Raw genomic sequence first — 15,595 nt, 5'->3', positions numbered from 1 at the left:
CGCCGCTGCGTTTGGCGCAAGCCTTCCGCCCTGCTCCGGCTACGCCCGCAAGCGCAAAAGCTGACTCCAGGATGCGCTAAAACAAACTCCTGCCAGTGGATGGCTGGCATGCGGCGCTGAATTACGCCACAACGGGCGCAAGACATGACCAGCAACAGGAGACCGGCGTGACCGTCACCCGTGAAACCGTCCTTGAGGCGCTCAGAACCATCACCGATCCCGCCAGCGGAAGTGACATCGTCAGCGCGGGCGTCGCCCGTGCGGTCACCGTTGAAGGCAGCACCGTCCGCTTTGTGCTGGAGATCGATCCCGGCAAATCCGAGGCCTATGGCCCGGTGCGGGACCGGGCCGATGCGGCTGTGGCGGCGCTGCCGGGGGTGGAGAAGGTCTCCGCCATGCTGACCGCCCATTCCGAGAAGGCACCGCCGGACCTGAAGCCAAAGAAAGCCGCCCAGCCGCAGCAGCAAGCACCGCAGAAGGTGCCGGGCGTGGCGCGGATCCTGGCGGTGGCCTCGGGCAAGGGCGGCGTCGGCAAGTCCACCGTATCGACCAATATCGCCTGTGCGCTGGCGATGCAGGGGCGCAAGGTGGGGCTGCTTGATGCGGATGTTTACGGCCCTTCCCAGCCCAGAATGCTGGGGGTGAGCGGGCGGCCCGCCAGCCCCGACGGCAAGACCATCCTGCCGCTGCGCAACCACGGCGTCACCATGATGTCAATGGGGCTGATGACCGGCGAGGACCAGGCGGTGATCTGGCGCGGCCCGATGCTGATGGGCGCGCTGCAGCAGATGCTGTTGCAGGTGCAATGGGGCACGCTGGATGTGCTGATCGTCGATCTGCCGCCGGGCACCGGCGACGTGCAGATGACGCTGGCGCAGAAAACCCATGTGGACGGCGCCATCGTGGTCTCCACCCCGCAGGACGTGGCCCTGATCGATGCGCGCAAAGGCATCGACATGTTCCGCAAGATGAACGTGCCGGTGCTGGGGATGATCGAGAACATGTCGACCCATATCTGCTCCAACTGCGGTCATGAGGAACATGTCTTCGGCCATGGCGGCGTGGCGCAGGAAGCGAAGAAGCTGAACGTGCCGCTGCTGGGCGAAGTGCCGCTGCATCTCGATGTGCGCCTGGCGGGCGACAATGGCACACCGATCGTGGCCGCACAGCCCGGGAGCGCCCAGGCCAAGGTCTTCCTCGACATCGCCACCCAATTGGTCGACGCAGGCGCCGCCTGACCCCTGCAAGCCCCGGATCAAGGGCCGCAAAGCGGCGGTGCTCGGCACCGTTCACCCTTGCGGCGGAGATGGCAGGCTACACAATGGAAAAGGTGTTTCAGGGCAAACCTGCCCTGAAGCGCTTCTCAGCAGTGAGAACCGGAAAAGAAATGATCCGGGGGATCATTTGAGGTTCGAACGGGCGGAGCCCTTCTGCGCCGCGCAGCGGCGCCACGCCCAACTGTGACGGGCATTCTTTGAATGCCCAAGAACAGGCGGGAGCCCCTGCCCGCCGGATCAGGCGTATTTCTCCAGGAATTCCTCAGCCCGTAATTGGCGGAAATCCGGCAGCGCCGCACGCAATGCCTGATGGTCCCAGTCCCACCACGCCAGTTCCATCATCTGCTCGGCAACCGCCTCGGGATAGCGGCGGCGGATCACCTTGGCGGTGTTGCCGCCGACGATGGTATAGGGCGCCACATCCTTGGTCACAACCGCACCTGAGGCCACAACCGCGCCATGCCCGATGGCCACCTCGGGCTTGATCATCGCCCCATGGCCGATCCAGGTGTCATGGCCGATGCTGGCAGTGCGCCCGGCGCGGCGGGCAAACCATTCCGCATCATCCTCCGCATCCTCCCAGTAGCTCGCCGAGCGGTACAGGAAATGATGCAGAGACGCTTTCTCCATCGGGTGGTCCGTGGCACCGATCCGCACGAAACTGGCAATATTGGCAAACTTGCCGATCTCCGCATTGGCAATGTCGCAGCTCCGGTCGCAATAGCTGTAATCTGCGACCACTGCGTTTGCGATCCGGCTGCCAGCGCCGATTTCCACATAGGCGCCAAAGCTGCTGCCGGTGATTGTGCAGTCCGGATGGATGAATGGCGCCTCGGCATGCAAACGCGGCATGGGCTATCCTTTTCTTGGATCCTGGATCAGGGCAGCAGGAACGCGCTGCCCGCTTCCGCCTTGCGCGGCTTGCGCTTGGCCTTGCCGCCCTCGCCCTTGATCAGGCGGCGGCGCAGCCAGCCGGAGAACCAGTCCATCAGCATCACCATCAGGATGATCAGGGTGATGTAATAGGCCACTTCTTCCCAATCCTTCTGGGTGATGATCGCCTGGGTCAGCAGCAGGCCGATGCCGCCGCCGGTGATCGCGCCGATGATGGTGGCCGACCGGGTGTTCGATTCCAGGAAATACAGCAGCTGGCTCAAGAGAACCGGCGTGATCTGCGGGATCACCCCGAAGCGGTAGCGCTGCACCGGCTTGGCCCCGGTGGAGGCAACGCCCTCGATCTGTTTCTTGTCAACATTCTCCAGCGCCTCGGAGAAGATCTTGCCGAAGGTGCCGGTGTCGGTCACCAGGATCGCCAGCGCGCCGGTCAGCGGGCCGGGGCCAAAGGCCCGCGCCAGCACCACCGTCCAGATCAGCGAGTCGACGCCGCGCACAAAGTCGAAGACGCGGCGCATGGCAAAGCGGATGCTGCGCAAGGGCATGAAATTCCGCGTCGCCAGAAAGGCCAGCGGCAGCGCGATAATGCCAGCGCCGATGGTGCCGAGAAAGGCCATCAGCAGGGTCTCGGCAATCGCCCAGGCCACATCCTGATGGCGCCACATCTTGTTGGTCCAGAACTCCTGGAAGATCGCACCGCCTTCGCCGGTGACGGCACGCTGCAGCAGCTCCCCTGCTCCCATGCCGTAATAGGGGCTGTCGAGGGTGAAGAAGAACAGCTCCCACCCGGCGAAGTAGCGGAACACCTCGGCCCGGTTGCGGGTGACGGTCAGGCGGCCTGCTTCTGTCGTAACCGCGAGGCGGTTCTTGGAGACGCTGATCCACTCCGGCACGTCACCCGGCGGCAACTCTGCCTGAACCCCTGCGCTGCGGTTGGGGGTAGCGCGCACGGTGCCATAGCCGGGGATTGCGTATTCGACGGATGCCGGGCCGAAGGTGACGGTATGGCCGTCCTCCAGATCAATCACCGTAGTCTCGCCCATAGCCACCCAATCCGGCGCTGTTCCTTCGGGATAGGCGCCCTTGCGCTCCCCCTCGATCGCCACCGAGACCTCGCCGCTGCGGTTGTCGCGGGTGACATGGGTCTTGTAGCTGTAGCTGTCGCTGACGAGGGTCCTGGCGTTGTCCAGGCTGGCACGTTCCCACAGGCCTGGCATATCGAATGCCGCAAAGACGTAGGCCAGGTAGGCAAGCACCGCGGCAGGCAGAGCGAAGTTGATCAGCCGCTTCTTCAGGAACAGCCGTGACATGCTCAGCTTCAGCCCTGCAGGCGTGAGGTTGGTATCGAACGTGGTCATGCCTTCGCTCCATGGGTCAGACGGTCACGCAGCAGGCCGGACAGCTGGTCCACGGCCACGATGGTGACAAAGAGGAGGAGGAAAATCGCGGCGGCCTCGTCGTAACGCCCCTGCCCCCAGGACATGGCGTTCTTCAGCTCGTAACCGATGCCGCCCGCACCGACGAAGCCGAGGATTGCAGAGGCGCGGATGTTGATCTCAAACCGCAAGAGCGCGTAGCTCACATAGTTCGGACCGACCTGCGGGATCACCCCCAGCGTCACCCGCTGCGCCCAGGTGGCGCCGACAGAGGTGAGTCCCTCGACCGGTTTCAAGGAGGCGTTCTCGTTCACCTCTGAAAACAGCTTGCCCAGCGCGCCGGCAGTGTGGATGGCGATGGCGATCATCGCGGGCACCGGCCCGCCGCCAAGGACAAAGATCAGCACCAGCGCAATGACGATTTCCGGGATCGCCCGGCAAATGTCGCTGATACGCCGGAACAGCGGGATCAGCGCGGGCCACGGCGCCATGCCGCGGGTCGCCAGCAGCGACAGCAGGGTGCCGAACACGGCCCCCACGAGGGTCGACGCCGCAGCGATATTCAGGGTTTCCACCAGCGCCGGGAAGAAATGCACCAGATGTCCGGGCAGCTGCGCGGCCTTTTCGGCGGCTTCTGCCAGAACCTCGGACGGGTAGTCGAAGATGCGGGTGAACCCGTCGGCAAAGGAGCCAGCATTGCGGTCATCCGCAGTGCGGAACCCCGCCGCCATCAGCGCCACGAAAACTGCAAGAAGAATACCACCATACAGCCGCTTGCGCTGGGTGTGTGCGGTATAAAGCTCCCGAATCTCCTCCACCGAGGGCCGGGCTGCCGTCAGATCTGCCATCTAAGGGTCCTGGTCTTTGAGAGATGGCCAAACCAGCGGCCATCGGGGGAATTGCGGGGCCCGGGCAAGCCCGCCCCCCGCAGAACTCCGTTCAATGCGTGCTGGGCTGAAATTACTGGGACTTCAGTTTGCGGGCTTCGATGATCACCTCATAGGCGTCATGGGTGATCGGGTCGAAACTCTTGGCTTCGCCTGCCGCGACACCGTAGAAGCAATCGCGGTCGATTTCGCTGAGGTTGTCCATCAGCGCGGTCATCTTGGCCTTGACCTCCGCCGGCAGGGCCTTGCGCAGAACCACCGGGCCTTCCGGGATCGGGGCGGATTTCCAGATCTCGACCATGTCGTTCATGTCGACGAGGCCCGCATCCACGGCCCTGCGCAGGGCGCCCGACTGGTAGCCGTCTTCCCATTCGCCCAGGCCGTCAGCCCAGGTTACACCGCCGTCGACGTCGCCGTTGGCAACCGCAACGATGGTCTGCTCGTGGCCGCCAGTGAATTTCACTTCCCCAAAGTAGTCGCCGGAGTCCATTGTGGCGCCGGTTGCCTGCGGGATTTCAATCGACGGGATCAGGTAGCCAGAGGTGGAGTTCGGATCGCCAAAGCCGAAAGTCTTGCCCTTCATGTCTTCCAGCGAGGCGATGCCGCTGTCCTTGCGGGCAAAGCCGACCGAGTAATAGCCATAGCCGCCGTCGGTGTTCACTTTGACCAGCACCGGCTCAACCGCTTCCGGGTCGGACAGGTAGGTCTTGGCATAGCCTGACGCGCCCAGCCAGGCCATGTCGATGGTGCCGCCCAAGAGGCCCTGGATCACGCCGTTGTAGTCGGCGGGTGCAAACAGCTTGGTTTCGACTCCGAGTTCCTTCTCGGTGTACTCGCGCAGGCACTCGTTGTTGTTCAGGCGGTCCTGAGCGTTCTCGCCGCCCAGAATACCGATGCGGAATTCCTTGATTTCCTCTGCCGCAACGGGGGCGGTCAGCGCAGTGGTTGCCAGAACGGCAGCAATCAGCTTTTTCATCTCGTGTCTCTCCGGTTGGTCTGTTCCCGGAGGAGCAGCCCCCGGGTCGATGAAAACGGTTCGGGGTTACTCGGCTGGAATGGCGGCGCGCATGGCGTCCGCCTTCTCCAGCGTCTCGATCTCGGTTGAGGTGGCGGCCTCGGAGAAATCCGCTCCGGCGCCATAGATTTCGCGGGCTACGCCCGTGGTCAGCTGCTCAGGCAGCCCGTCGAACACGATGCGCCCGTCGCGCATGCCGACCACCCGGTCGCAATAGCGGCGCGCGGTGTCCAGCGTGTGCAAGTTGGCAATGACAGTTCGCCCGTCTTCCTCGTGGATGCGGCGCAGCGCCTCCATCACGGTCTGGGCGTTCATCGGGTCAAGCGAGGCTATCGGCTCATCCGCCAGGATGATTTTCGGGTCCTGCATCAGCGCCCGGGCAATCGCCACTCGCTGCTGCTGGCCGCCGGACAGCGCTTCTGCCCGCTTGGCCGCATGTTCAGCGATGCCCAGCCGGTCAAGGATATCGATCGCCTTGTGAATGTCTTCCATCGGGTAGAGGTTGAACAAAGTCGCCATCGCGTTGCGGCGGTTCAGCGTGCCGTGCAGCACGTTGGAGACCACATCCATCCGCGGCACTAGGTTGAACTGCTGGAAGATCATCGCGCAATCGGACTGCCACGCGCGCTTGTCCCCGCCCTTCAGACCGGTGATCTCCCGCCCTTCAAACAGGATGCGCCCTCCGCTGGCGTCCTCCAGCCGGTTCAGCATCCGCAGCAAGGTGGATTTGCCTGCGCCGGAGCGGCCGATGATGCCGATCATGCAGGGCTTGTCGATGTCCAGCGAGGCCGCGTCCACCGCGGTCTTGTCGCCAAATTTCTTGGTCAGCTTGTCAATGCGCAGCACGGGTGGCGCTCCCTCTTCTTTCCGGGAAAGCCTAATGCGTGCGCTCAAAGGCCGTATGTCACTGCCGTGAAAGTTTTGTAACGCCGCCGGGCGCAACCCCAAGCCGTTGCGCAACGGGAAACCGGCTTTGGCGGCATTCTGCCCCTGTCCAGACGGGGCTGCAGCAGCTATACGGCCTTCGACTCCTCAAATTCCCTTTGCAAAAGGAAGCTGCCAGATGTCCTTTGACCGCAAGATCAAGATCGCGCCCTCCATCCTGTCTGCCGATTTCGCCAACTTCGGCCAGGAGATCCGGGCCATCGAAGCCCAAGGCGCCGACTGGGTGCATGTGGACGTGATGGACGGGCATTTCGTGCCGAACCTCACCTTTGGCCCGCAAGCGGTGAAGGCCTTCCGCCCGCATGTGAAAACGGTGATGGACGTGCACCTGATGATCGCACCGGTCGATCCCTACATCGACGCTTACGCCGATGCCGGCGCTGATGTGCTGACCGCGCATTTCGAGGCCGGCCCGCACATCCACCGCACCCTGCAGGCGATCCGCGGCGCTGGCATGAAGGCAGGCGTGGCGCTGAACCCCGGCACCCCGGCCGAGGCGGTGGAGCACCTGCTGGACCTGACCGATCTGGTTTGCGTGATGACCGTGAACCCAGGCTTCGGCGGCCAGAAGTTCATCGACATGACTGCCAAGATCCGCCGCCTGCGCGCGATGATCGGCGACCGCCCGGTGCATATCGAGATCGACGGCGGCGTCGACCCGACCACCGCGCCGCTGGTAGCCGAGGCCGGTGCCGACGTGCTGGTCGCAGGTTCCGCTGTGTTCAAGGGCGGCTCGGTCAACACACCGGAAGTCTATGGTGAAAATATCCGCAAGATCCGTGCCGCCACCGAAGGCACCTGGACGTAAGCGACGGGAACTCCCGCCAATCGCCGGGCGCATTAAAGATGCGCCGCTCTTGTTGGGCCAAGCGCCGCGCTTTCCGCGCGGCGCTTTTTCGTGATACGGCCAGCGTTTGCGCGTTCAGCCCGGCAAAGCCGGGCCGCGCCCTGAGGGCCCTCGACGGGCCGGAAGGGCGCCCGCCCGCCTGCTCAGCCGCCTTTGTTCAGCGTGTCGAAAGTCTTGCCTTCGTCCACCAATTGCTCAAGCAGTGGTGCAGGCTGCCAGAAGAAATCATCTTCTGCCGCATAGGCCCGGATATCGGCCAGGATGCCATCCAGCCCCTGCAGATCCGCCCATTTCAGCGGCCCGCCCCAGAAGCGCGGGAAGCCGTAGCCGAACAGCATCACCATATCGACGTCAAGCGGACGCCGGGCGATGCCCTCGCCCACCACCTTGGCCGCCTCGTTGACCATGGCGCACATGTAGCGCCGCAGCACCTCTGCATCCGAGAACTCCCGCGGGGTGACGCCCTGCTGCTCCTGATCCCTGGCTATCAGCTCCGCCACCTGCGGATTCGGCACGCCGCCGCGCTGGCCCTCTTCGTAGGTGTAGAACCCCTTGCCGGTTTTCTGGCCGAAATCGCCGCCCTCGCACAGCATCTCGTAAAAGCGCGGCACCCGTTCGCGCGGGTCGCGGGTGGGCGCGCGGCGCTTGCGGGCGGCCCAGTTGATGTCGAGCCCCGCCAGGTCTCCCATTGCAAACGGCCCCATCGGGAAGCCGAAACCGGTCACCACCTTGTCCACCTGATAAGGCGAGGCGCCGTCCAGCACCACGTACTCCGCCGCCTTGCGGTAGGCGTTCATGATCCGGTTGCCGATGAACCCGTCACAAATGCCGGACCGCACTGCGACCTTCTTCAGCCGCTTACCGAGGGCAAAGCCGGTGGCCAGCACTTCCGGCGCGGTCTTCTCCGCCACCACGACTTCCAGCAGCTTCATCACATGCGCGGGCGAGAAGAAATGCAGCCCGATCACGTCCTGCGGGCGGGACGTCGCGGCGGCGATCTCGTCCACGTCCAGATAGGAGGTGTTGGTCGCCAGCACTGCGTCGGCCTTGCAATGGGCATCCAGCTTGCCAAAGACCTCGCGCTTGACGCCCATGTCCTCGAACACCGCCTCGACCACCAGGTCCACTGCCGACAGCGCAGCATAGTCCGTCGCCACCGTCAGCGCCTCGCCGGTCAGCTGATCATACTGAGCCTGGCTGATCTTGCCGCGCTTCAGAGCCCCTTTCAGGTTGCCCTCGATCCGCCCCCGCGCTGCGGCAACAGCCTCGTCCGTCATTTCGATCAAAACAACAGGAAGCCCGGCCAGCAGCGCCGCAGTCGCAATGCCCGCCCCCATGGTGCCGCCGCCAATCACGCCCATCGAGGCAACCTCGCGAGCCTCGACGCCCTCCAGTTCCGGCAGTTTGCTGACCGCACGTTCCGAGAAGAAGGCATGGATCAAACCCTGCCGCTGATCGGAGTCCATCAGTTCCATGAACAGCTCGCGCTCGCGCTTCAGCCCGGCCTCGAAGCTTTCCGCCTCAGCTGCCGCCTGAACCGCGCGTACTGCCACCGCGGGCGACAGCTGGCCGCGGCCCTTCTTCAGCGTGGCGGTATAGACCGCATCGAAATCCACCGCCTCCGGCGCAGGCATTTCGCCCACGGCGCGGCGCGGCGCGTCCTGCTCCAGAAGCTCCTGCGCATAGGCGAGGCCGATCTCGCGCGGATCGCTGTCTTCGATCCGGTCGATGATGCCCTTCTCCAGCGCCTCCGCAGCGCTGATGTGGCGGCCAGTGGTGATCATCTCCAGCGCCGCTTCGGTCCCGGCCACACGTGGCAGCCGCTGGGTGCCTCCGGCACCGGGCAGAATACCCAGGTTCACTTCCGGCAGCCCCATCTTCGCCGACGGCACCGCGATCCGGTAATGCGAGGACAGGGCCACCTCCAGCCCGCCGCCCAGCGCGGTGCCATGCATGGCAGAGACCACGATCAGCGGCGTGGCCTCGATCCGGCTGCACAGCCCGGGCAGCCAGGGCTCCTGCGGCGGCTTGCCGAATTCCCGGATGTCAGCACCTGCGAAATAGGTCTTGCCCTCGCCATAAATCAGAACCGCCTTGGCGCCTTCCTGTTCGGCGCGTTCGATCCCGGCCAGCAGCCCCCTGCGCACATCCACGCCCAGCGCGTTCACCGGCGGGTTCTGCGCCTTCAGAACGGCAATATTGCCCACGCGCTCATATGCAATGGCTTCGGTCATCCGGTCTTCCTCTCTCCTGCGGGGCCCCATGACACAGACCCGCGCCCCAACTGATTAGGCACGGCGCCCGTCTCCGCGCCAAGCCCCAAATTCCGCCGCACTATGGCAGACCCAGCGTCACAAGGCACCGGGGCGCAGCGGCTGTCCTGCGGGAGTTACGTAACAGAATGAAGCCGAAAATCAAACTTCTTGAAACACCTTATTCGCAAGTTGCTCATCTTGATAAAGTGTTTCGCCGTTCAACTGCCCTTCACCACGCCGCTGGCGATCCAGGAGTCGAGGATTTCCAATGCCTTGGCCGCAAACTCCGCGTCGTTGATATGGCAATCCAGCTCATGCAGGCTGGCGTTTTCCGGACAGCTGCGGCGCATCTCGCTGCAAAAGGCCGCCAGCCCCGCCGCATCATGCAAAGGCGCGCCGGGCCGGTCCCATTCGTTGCAGCCGCCCTTTGGCAGCAGCACTGCCACCGGCGCTTGGGCGGTGGCCAGCTTGCCGCAGATGGTCTGCGCCACCTGCCGCCGCTCGTCTGCCTCCAGCATGGCGGAGGTCAGCAGCCGGTTATGAGCGTGTGTCTCCCGCCCCTGCAGCTGTGCGGGCGTTTCCTGCCAGCCGACGAAATCCACCAGGTCATAGCAGCCCGGTGCCACCAGTTGCGGGGTGCCGGATTTCCCTGCATTGGTCATCCGGTCCGCACCTGCCGACAGCCCGCCGAACAGGTGGTTCGAAACCTCCTGCGGCGCGAAGTCCATCACCGCGGCAAAGGCGCCCTCGGCCGCCAGGCTTTCAAACGCGCGTCCGCCCATGCCGGTGGCGTGGAAAACAGCCACCTCGAACCCGCGCGCCTCCAGCGCAGGTTTCAGCGTCACCATGTAGCGCAAAACGGTTTTTCCAAACGACGTCATACCGATCAGCGGGCGGTCGCGCTTGGGCGGCTCCACAGCCCGTGCCGCCCCCAGCACCGCGCCGGCGGCCTGGCTGAGCGACGCCTTGCAGATCGAGTTCAGCCCGTAGAGACCGCCCGCCCAGAGGATCATCTGCACATCCGCCGGGATCCTTTCCGGCGGCATCAGCGGCGAGAAGGCGACGGTGGAGGCGATGTACTTCGGCACCCCGACAGGCAACGCCGCACACATGTCCAAAGCCAGATCAGTGCCCATTGTGCCGCCAAGAACGATTACCCCGTCAATGCGGCCCGCCCGGTACAGCTCCAGCGCTTTTGCCGCCGCCCCTGCCCCCATGATCTGCATCGCGGTGTTTTCATCACCCGAGGCAATCGCCGCCTCAATCGAGCTGCCGCCAGCCTTGGCCACCTCATGCTTGCTGACATCCGTGGGCCGGCTGGGATCGCCCAGCACGCTCACATCCATTGTCAGCACCCTGCCGCCTTGCTCGCGGATCACATCGGCCAGATACCCCAGTTCGTCGTCCTTGGTGTCATAAGTTCCGGCAACCAGAATGGTCTTGTCTGCCACAGGCTTTATCTCCCGTCTGTTCAGCTTCGCGGCGGCTATCGGCCTAACCTCAGCTTTTCATCTTTCCCCAAATACTCCCGCCGGAGGCTGCAGGTTTTGCGCTCGCAAGACCTGCTTCACAGCTGGATCCAGGCGGTTTTCAGGTCGGTGTATTTGTCCAGAGCATGCAAGGACTTGTCATGCCCGTTGCCGGATTGGCCAACCCCACCCAGCGGCACGGTGTTGTCCGCGCCGCCATAGGTATTCACATGCACCACACCGGCGCGGATGCCGGCGACCATCCGGTGCGCGCGGGACAGGTTTGCGGTCCAGACCCCGGCAGCCAGGCCAAAGGCAGTGGCATTCGCCAGGCTCAGCGCCTCCTCCTCGGTTTCGAATTTAGTGACCGCCAGCACCGGGCCGAACACCTCGCGCTGGAACAGTGCGTGGTCGCGCGCCACGCGGGTGACGATGGCCGGCGCCATATAGGTGCCGCCGGTGTCCTCCAAAATACGCTGGCCGCCGGTCACCACCTGGCCGCCCTCGGCCCGCGCCATGTCCAAGAAAGAGAGGTTACGGCGCAGCTGGTCCTCGGAGTTCACCGCACCAATCTGCGTGTTCAGGTCCAGCGGATCGCCCACACGCAGCGCCTCCGCCTCGGCCTTCAGCATCTCGACGAACTCATCGTGGATGGAGGCCTCGACCAGCAGGCGGGAACCCGCGATGCAGACCTGCCCGGAGTTACGGAAGATGCCCGCGGCGGATACCTTGGCGGCCTTAGCCAGGTCAGGCGCATCCGCAAAAACGATGTTGGGCGACTTGCCACCCAGCTCCAGATAACAGCGCTTGAGGTTCGACCGCGCCGAGGCCTCCAGCAGTTTTCGGCCCGTCGCACCCGAGCCTGTGAAAGCCAGCACATCCACCCCGCTTGACGCCGCCAGCGCCGCCCCGGTTTCCGCGCCGGTGCCGGTGACTACGTTCAAGACCCCGTCCGGCAGGCCGCATTCGGAGCAGATCTCCGCCAGCCGGAGCAAGGACAAGGAAGCGGTTTCCGCCGGTTTCAGCACCACCGAATTGCCCATTGCCAGCGCGGGCGCCAGTTTCCAGGCGCCGATCATCAGCGGGAAGTTCCAGGGCACGATGGCCCCCACCACGCCGACCGGCATCCGGTGCACCAGACCCAGAACATCCGGCGCGGTCGGTGCAACCTCGCCGGCCACCTTGTCCAGAGCCTCGGCGTAGTATCGGAAGGTGCCCGCCGCCGATCCCGGCTCTGCCTTCAGCGCCATGCTGAACTCGGTGCCGTTGTCGCGCACGCCCAGCACCGCCAGCTCCACCGCCTCGGCCTCGATCCGGTCCGCAATCCGGTGCAGCACCTGTTTGCGTGCGGCGGGGCTCTGTCCTGCCCAGCGGCGATCCTCAAATGCCCGCCGCGCCGAAGCGACAGCGTTTTCGACATCTGTTGCAGAGGCGCCCTGCAGCGTCGTCAGAACAGATCCGTCAACCGGCGAAGCAACTTCGAGTGTCTGGCCCGAACCTTCTTGCCATGATCCTTCAAGAAAGAGTTTCTGCGGCGCCACATCAAGCCGCCGAAGCCTGTCGATGAGGTTTTGGTCTGCCATTCGGCCTCCTTCAGTTCCTTCCGGTCCTTCAGCACCCGCAGGGTGTGGACCGCCAGAACGATGATGATGAGTAGAAACAGGATGAACGCCACCGGGCGGTCAATGAAATCAAAGGGTTCCTTCACCCGGGCCATGCCCGCGCGCAGCTTCACCTCCATGATGCCGCCCAGCACCATGCCCAGGATGATCGGCACCGAAGGCAGTGACAGGCGTTTGAGGATGTAGCCAAGGATACCAAAGGCAGCCGCCATCACACAGTCGGTGGCGGAATTGCGCAAGGAGTAGACCCCGACAAAGCTGAGCGTCAGGATGCAGACGCCAAGGAACCGGTTGGGGATGCGCACCACTTGGATCAGCGACTTGGTGGCAAACAGCAGGAACAGCAGCACCAGCACGTTCAGGACCAGCAGCGCGAGGTACAGCGCCACGACAAAATCCATGTCATTCTGGAACAGCCCCGGCCCCGGCACCACGTTGTGCACGTAAAACACCGACAGCATCATCGCCGTCAGCGCCTCACCCGGAATGCCCAGCGCCAGCAGCGGCACCATGGCGGCGGCGGGCACGGCATTGTTGGCGGTCTCTGCCGCGATCAGCCCTTCGGAGGAGCCATGGCCAAAGTCCTGCGGCCGTTTCGAGGTCTTCTGCGCATAGGTGTAGGACATGAACTGCGCGGTGAACTCGCCCACGCCGGGGATCATCCCCATCAGCACGCCGAAGGTGGCGGAGACCCCGGCCACCCGCGGGTGCCGCGCCAACTCGCGCAGTCCCTGGAACATGCCGCCCCGCAGGCGGGTCATCCGGACCTTCTCGTCCTCATCCGTCAGCAGCACGAAGGCCTGCGAGATCGCAAACAGGCCCAGCACCACCACGATCAGATTGATGCCGCCCCCCAGGAAGTCCTGCCCGAAGGTGTAGCGCTGGGTGTATTTTACCGGCTCCAGCCCAATGGTCTGCAGGAAGATGCCGAAACATGCGAGCGCTCCGGCAATCAGTGCCTGCCCGCGGTGCGCAACCACCACAAGAATGAGGCCCAGAAGCGCCGCCATGAAGATCTCGCGCGAGCCGAACATCGGCGCAATTTTGGCCAGCACCGGGGCAAACAGGATCAGGCAGATGACCGAGAAGATGCCGCCAAAGAAACTGGCGGAGTAGGCAAGGCTCAGCGCCCTGCGCGGCTCGCCCCGTGCGGTCATCGGGTAGCCGTCGTATGTGGTCAGCGCGTTGACCGCCGTCCCGGGCGTATTGATCAGGATCGCCGGGATTGCACCGCCGTACATGGAGGACCCGTAGATCCCCAGCAGCACCGTCAGCCCGACAATCGGGTCCATCGAGAAGGTCGCAGGCAGCAGGATCGCAATCGCTACGGCCGGGCCAACACCGGGGATCGCCCCGATCAGCACGCCCCCGACCGAGCCCGCCAGCAGCGCCAGCGCCACGTCCCAGCGCATCAGGATGTCTATCGCGGAAAGGATCAGGTCCATAACGGGCTCTCAGAGATAGAGAATGAAGAAGCTGCGCAAAGACCCCGGCAGATACTCATAGAGCATTGCGCCCGGGATCTTGACCGACAGCAAGGCCTTGAACAGCACCACCACGGCCACGGCGAATACGGCGCTGGTCCACAGCATGAAGGGGCTGCGGTAGCCCATCCGCCAGCTCAGCAGAGGCACGAACACCAGCGTCACGGGGAGGTATCCGATGATGGGAACCAGCAGCACATAGCCCATGAACCAGCCGGCAAATTCAAACACCTGCCCCCAGCGCTTGACCTCCCACAGGTCATAGCGGCTGACCCGCCGCCAGGGCAGTTTGTAGAGATGCAAGCCGCCCAGCAGCACCATGCCGCCGATCGCAACGGCAGGCCAGAACCGGGGCTGGGCAAACAGCTTGGTCTTGTTGACCCAGGCGGTCTGCTCGGTGATCAGGACCAGCAGCAGCAGGGCCGCGCCCACCAGGATGAGGGCAAAGGCCAGCTGTCCGCGCCTGGGTCCAACAAAGCGGCGTTCACGTTCCGAAGGCATCTGAGGGGTTCTTTGTCCGCGCGAGGGAAAGGGCACCAGGGCCAGTCAAGGCCCCGGTGCAGGGGGAGGATCATTCCGACAGCAGGCCGCCGATGCGGGCCATCGTGTCGATGTCGTTTGCGACGCGGGCCGCACTGTCATCGGCTCCCTGCCAGTAGACCAGCGCGCCGGTTTCCTTGGCGACATTCTGGGCGCGTTCGCTCATCACCGTCTTCTCGGCCACCGCGATGATCTTGTCGCGCACGTCCTGCGGGGTGTCCTTGGTCACGAACAGACCGTTCCAGAGGGCGATGTTCAGGCTTTCGTCCAGCTCGCCGATGGTCGGAGCATCGGGGGCCAGCGGGATGCGTTCGTCGGTGATCGAGACCAGCACCTTGATCTGATCCAGGCAGGGCAGCACCAGCTGCAGAGTGGTGTTGATCACATCCGCATCGCCAGAAGCCAGGGTGTTGCAGTCCAGCGCGTCGAACGCGGCGTCCGAGCCCCACTCGAACCCGGCGTTCTTGGCATAGGCCTTGGTCACCTGCGTCGGGGTCAGAACATCGCCGAAATGGCCCAGCGCCACGTCGTTTTCCTTGGCATAGGCCGCCAGCTCTTCCATCGAGCTGTAGGGCGCATCGCCCGAGGCGGCGATCACGAAGGGGTAGGTCAGGAAGATCCCCAGAGGATCGAACTTGGCCGGCGTCAGCGGCGGGATGTCGATCTGATGGCCCATCACCGGCACGCCGATCACGAAGGAGCCGATAGTGTAGCCATCTGCCGGCGCATTGGCGACCTCAATGGCACCCGGGAATGGCCCGCCGCCGCCGCCGGGCTTGTTCACCACTGCTGCAGCAACGCCGTATTCGTTCTGGAAATCCTCGGCGATCATCCGGGTCAGCACATCCTCCAGATCACCCGGCGGCCACGGCACGATGAAGTTCACCGGTTTCTCCGGATATTCGGCCTGCGCCGCTACCGCGCTCAGCCCCAGCGCCGCTGCTGCGGCCGCCCCTTTCATGAGGGTTTTGAGTTTCATGGCGT

Annotated in this window: 13 protein-coding genes; 2 read left to right on the top strand and 11 right to left on the bottom strand. The window is 64.3% G+C overall.

The features are described 5' to 3' along the window. Positions 1-167: 167 nt before the first annotated feature. Positions 168-1,238, top strand: coding sequence for an Mrp/NBP35 family ATP-binding protein (locus ACFMBG_RS03915; protein WP_421053423.1), 1,071 nt, complete (start codon positions 168-170; stop codon positions 1,236-1,238). Positions 1,239-1,514: 276 nt separating this feature from the next. On the opposite strand, the gene ACFMBG_RS03910 is transcribed toward ACFMBG_RS03915, so the two are convergent. From ACFMBG_RS03910 to phnC, 5 genes are all read right to left on the bottom strand, one after another. Beyond that, on the bottom strand, positions 1,515-2,129 hold the full coding sequence (locus ACFMBG_RS03910) for an LbetaH domain-containing protein (protein ID WP_421053422.1): 615 nt from the start codon (positions 2,127-2,129) through the stop codon (positions 1,515-1,517). Between the two features lie 26 nt (positions 2,130-2,155). Further along, positions 2,156-3,529: a phosphonate ABC transporter, permease protein PhnE gene (gene phnE / locus ACFMBG_RS03905; RefSeq protein WP_421053421.1), complete on the bottom strand. Its 1,374-nt coding sequence runs from the start codon at positions 3,527-3,529 to the stop codon at positions 2,156-2,158. Continuing rightward, positions 3,526-4,395 carry a phosphonate ABC transporter, permease protein PhnE gene (gene phnE, locus ACFMBG_RS03900; RefSeq protein ID WP_421053420.1) on the bottom strand — a complete coding sequence of 290 codons (870 nt, stop codon included), beginning with the start codon at positions 4,393-4,395 and terminating at the stop codon, positions 3,526-3,528. Before phnE (ACFMBG_RS03900) ends, phnE (ACFMBG_RS03905) begins: the two co-directional genes overlap by 4 nt. Positions 4,396-4,507: 112 nt before the next feature. Continuing rightward, the gene (phnD, locus tag ACFMBG_RS03895) at positions 4,508-5,410 is read right to left on the bottom strand and encodes a phosphonate ABC transporter substrate-binding protein (protein ID WP_421053419.1); all 903 of its coding nucleotides are present in this window, start codon (positions 5,408-5,410) and stop codon (positions 4,508-4,510) included. A gap of 66 nt (positions 5,411-5,476) precedes the next feature. Continuing rightward, a complete protein-coding gene (gene phnC, locus ACFMBG_RS03890; RefSeq protein WP_421053418.1) occupies positions 5,477-6,295 on the bottom strand; it encodes a phosphonate ABC transporter ATP-binding protein in 819 nt (272 codons plus the stop codon). Between the two features lie 217 nt (positions 6,296-6,512). On the opposite strand from phnC, the gene rpe reads away from it, so the two are divergent. Beyond that, positions 6,513-7,202 (top strand): ribulose-phosphate 3-epimerase, encoded by a 690-nt coding sequence (rpe, locus tag ACFMBG_RS03885; RefSeq protein WP_421053417.1) that lies wholly within the window; start codon positions 6,513-6,515, stop codon positions 7,200-7,202. A 182-nt stretch (positions 7,203-7,384) separates the two neighbouring features. Here the strand turns inward: rpe and ACFMBG_RS03880 are convergent, their stop codons facing one another. The 6 genes from ACFMBG_RS03880 to ACFMBG_RS03855 form a co-directional block, all read right to left on the bottom strand. Beyond that, a complete protein-coding gene (locus ACFMBG_RS03880) occupies positions 7,385-9,475 on the bottom strand; it encodes a 3-hydroxyacyl-CoA dehydrogenase NAD-binding domain-containing protein (protein ID WP_421053416.1) in 2,091 nt (696 codons plus the stop codon). A gap of 239 nt (positions 9,476-9,714) precedes the next feature. Further along, a complete protein-coding gene (locus tag ACFMBG_RS03875; RefSeq protein WP_421053415.1) occupies positions 9,715-10,947 on the bottom strand; it encodes a Tm-1-like ATP-binding domain-containing protein in 1,233 nt (410 codons plus the stop codon). 116 nt (positions 10,948-11,063) lie between these two features. Continuing rightward, positions 11,064-12,506, bottom strand: a complete 1,443-nt coding sequence (locus ACFMBG_RS03870; RefSeq protein WP_421053424.1) for an aldehyde dehydrogenase — start codon at positions 12,504-12,506, stop codon at positions 11,064-11,066. Continuing rightward, complete coding sequence (locus ACFMBG_RS03865) at positions 12,413-14,032, bottom strand: tripartite tricarboxylate transporter permease (RefSeq protein WP_421053414.1); 1,620 nt, start codon at positions 14,030-14,032, stop codon at positions 12,413-12,415. Before ACFMBG_RS03865 ends, ACFMBG_RS03870 begins: the two co-directional genes overlap by 94 nt. A gap of 9 nt (positions 14,033-14,041) precedes the next feature. Next, entirely contained in the window at positions 14,042-14,572 is a 531-nt protein-coding gene (locus tag ACFMBG_RS03860; RefSeq protein WP_421053413.1) for a tripartite tricarboxylate transporter TctB family protein, read from the bottom strand. Positions 14,573-14,642: 70 nt separating this feature from the next. After that, positions 14,643-15,590 (bottom strand): tripartite tricarboxylate transporter substrate binding protein, encoded by a 948-nt coding sequence (locus tag ACFMBG_RS03855; RefSeq protein WP_421053412.1) that lies wholly within the window; start codon positions 15,588-15,590, stop codon positions 14,643-14,645. Between the last annotated feature and the right edge of the window lie 5 nt (positions 15,591-15,595).

This window comes from Leisingera coralii, from assembly GCF_049056525.1.
Taxonomy (GTDB): Bacteria; Pseudomonadota; Alphaproteobacteria; order Rhodobacterales; family Rhodobacteraceae; genus Leisingera; species Leisingera coralii.
Note: the sequence above shows the minus strand (reverse complement) of the source record. Positions and strands in the feature narration are given on the sequence as shown.

Excerpts from the sequence above, each read along its gene's own strand:
- ACFMBG_RS03910 (WP_421053422.1), bottom strand. The coding sequence starts at position 2,129 with ATGCCGCGTTTGCATGCCGAGGCGCCATTCATCCATCCGGACTGCACA.
- phnE (WP_421053421.1), bottom strand. The coding sequence starts at position 3,529 with ATGACCACGTTCGATACCAACCTCACGCCTGCAGGGCTGAAGCTGAGC.
- phnE (WP_421053420.1), bottom strand. The coding sequence starts at position 4,395 with ATGGCAGATCTGACGGCAGCCCGGCCCTCGGTGGAGGAGATTCGGGAG.
- phnD (WP_421053419.1), bottom strand. The coding sequence starts at position 5,410 with ATGAAAAAGCTGATTGCTGCCGTTCTGGCAACCACTGCGCTGACCGCC.
- rpe (WP_421053417.1), top strand. The coding sequence starts at position 6,513 with ATGTCCTTTGACCGCAAGATCAAGATCGCGCCCTCCATCCTGTCTGCC.
- ACFMBG_RS03880 (WP_421053416.1), bottom strand. The coding sequence starts at position 9,475 with ATGACCGAAGCCATTGCATATGAGCGCGTGGGCAATATTGCCGTTCTG.
- ACFMBG_RS03865 (WP_421053414.1), bottom strand. The coding sequence starts at position 14,032 with ATGGACCTGATCCTTTCCGCGATAGACATCCTGATGCGCTGGGACGTG.
- ACFMBG_RS03860 (WP_421053413.1), bottom strand. The coding sequence starts at position 14,572 with ATGCCTTCGGAACGTGAACGCCGCTTTGTTGGACCCAGGCGCGGACAG.
- ACFMBG_RS03855 (WP_421053412.1), bottom strand. The coding sequence starts at position 15,590 with ATGAAACTCAAAACCCTCATGAAAGGGGCGGCCGCAGCAGCGGCGCTG.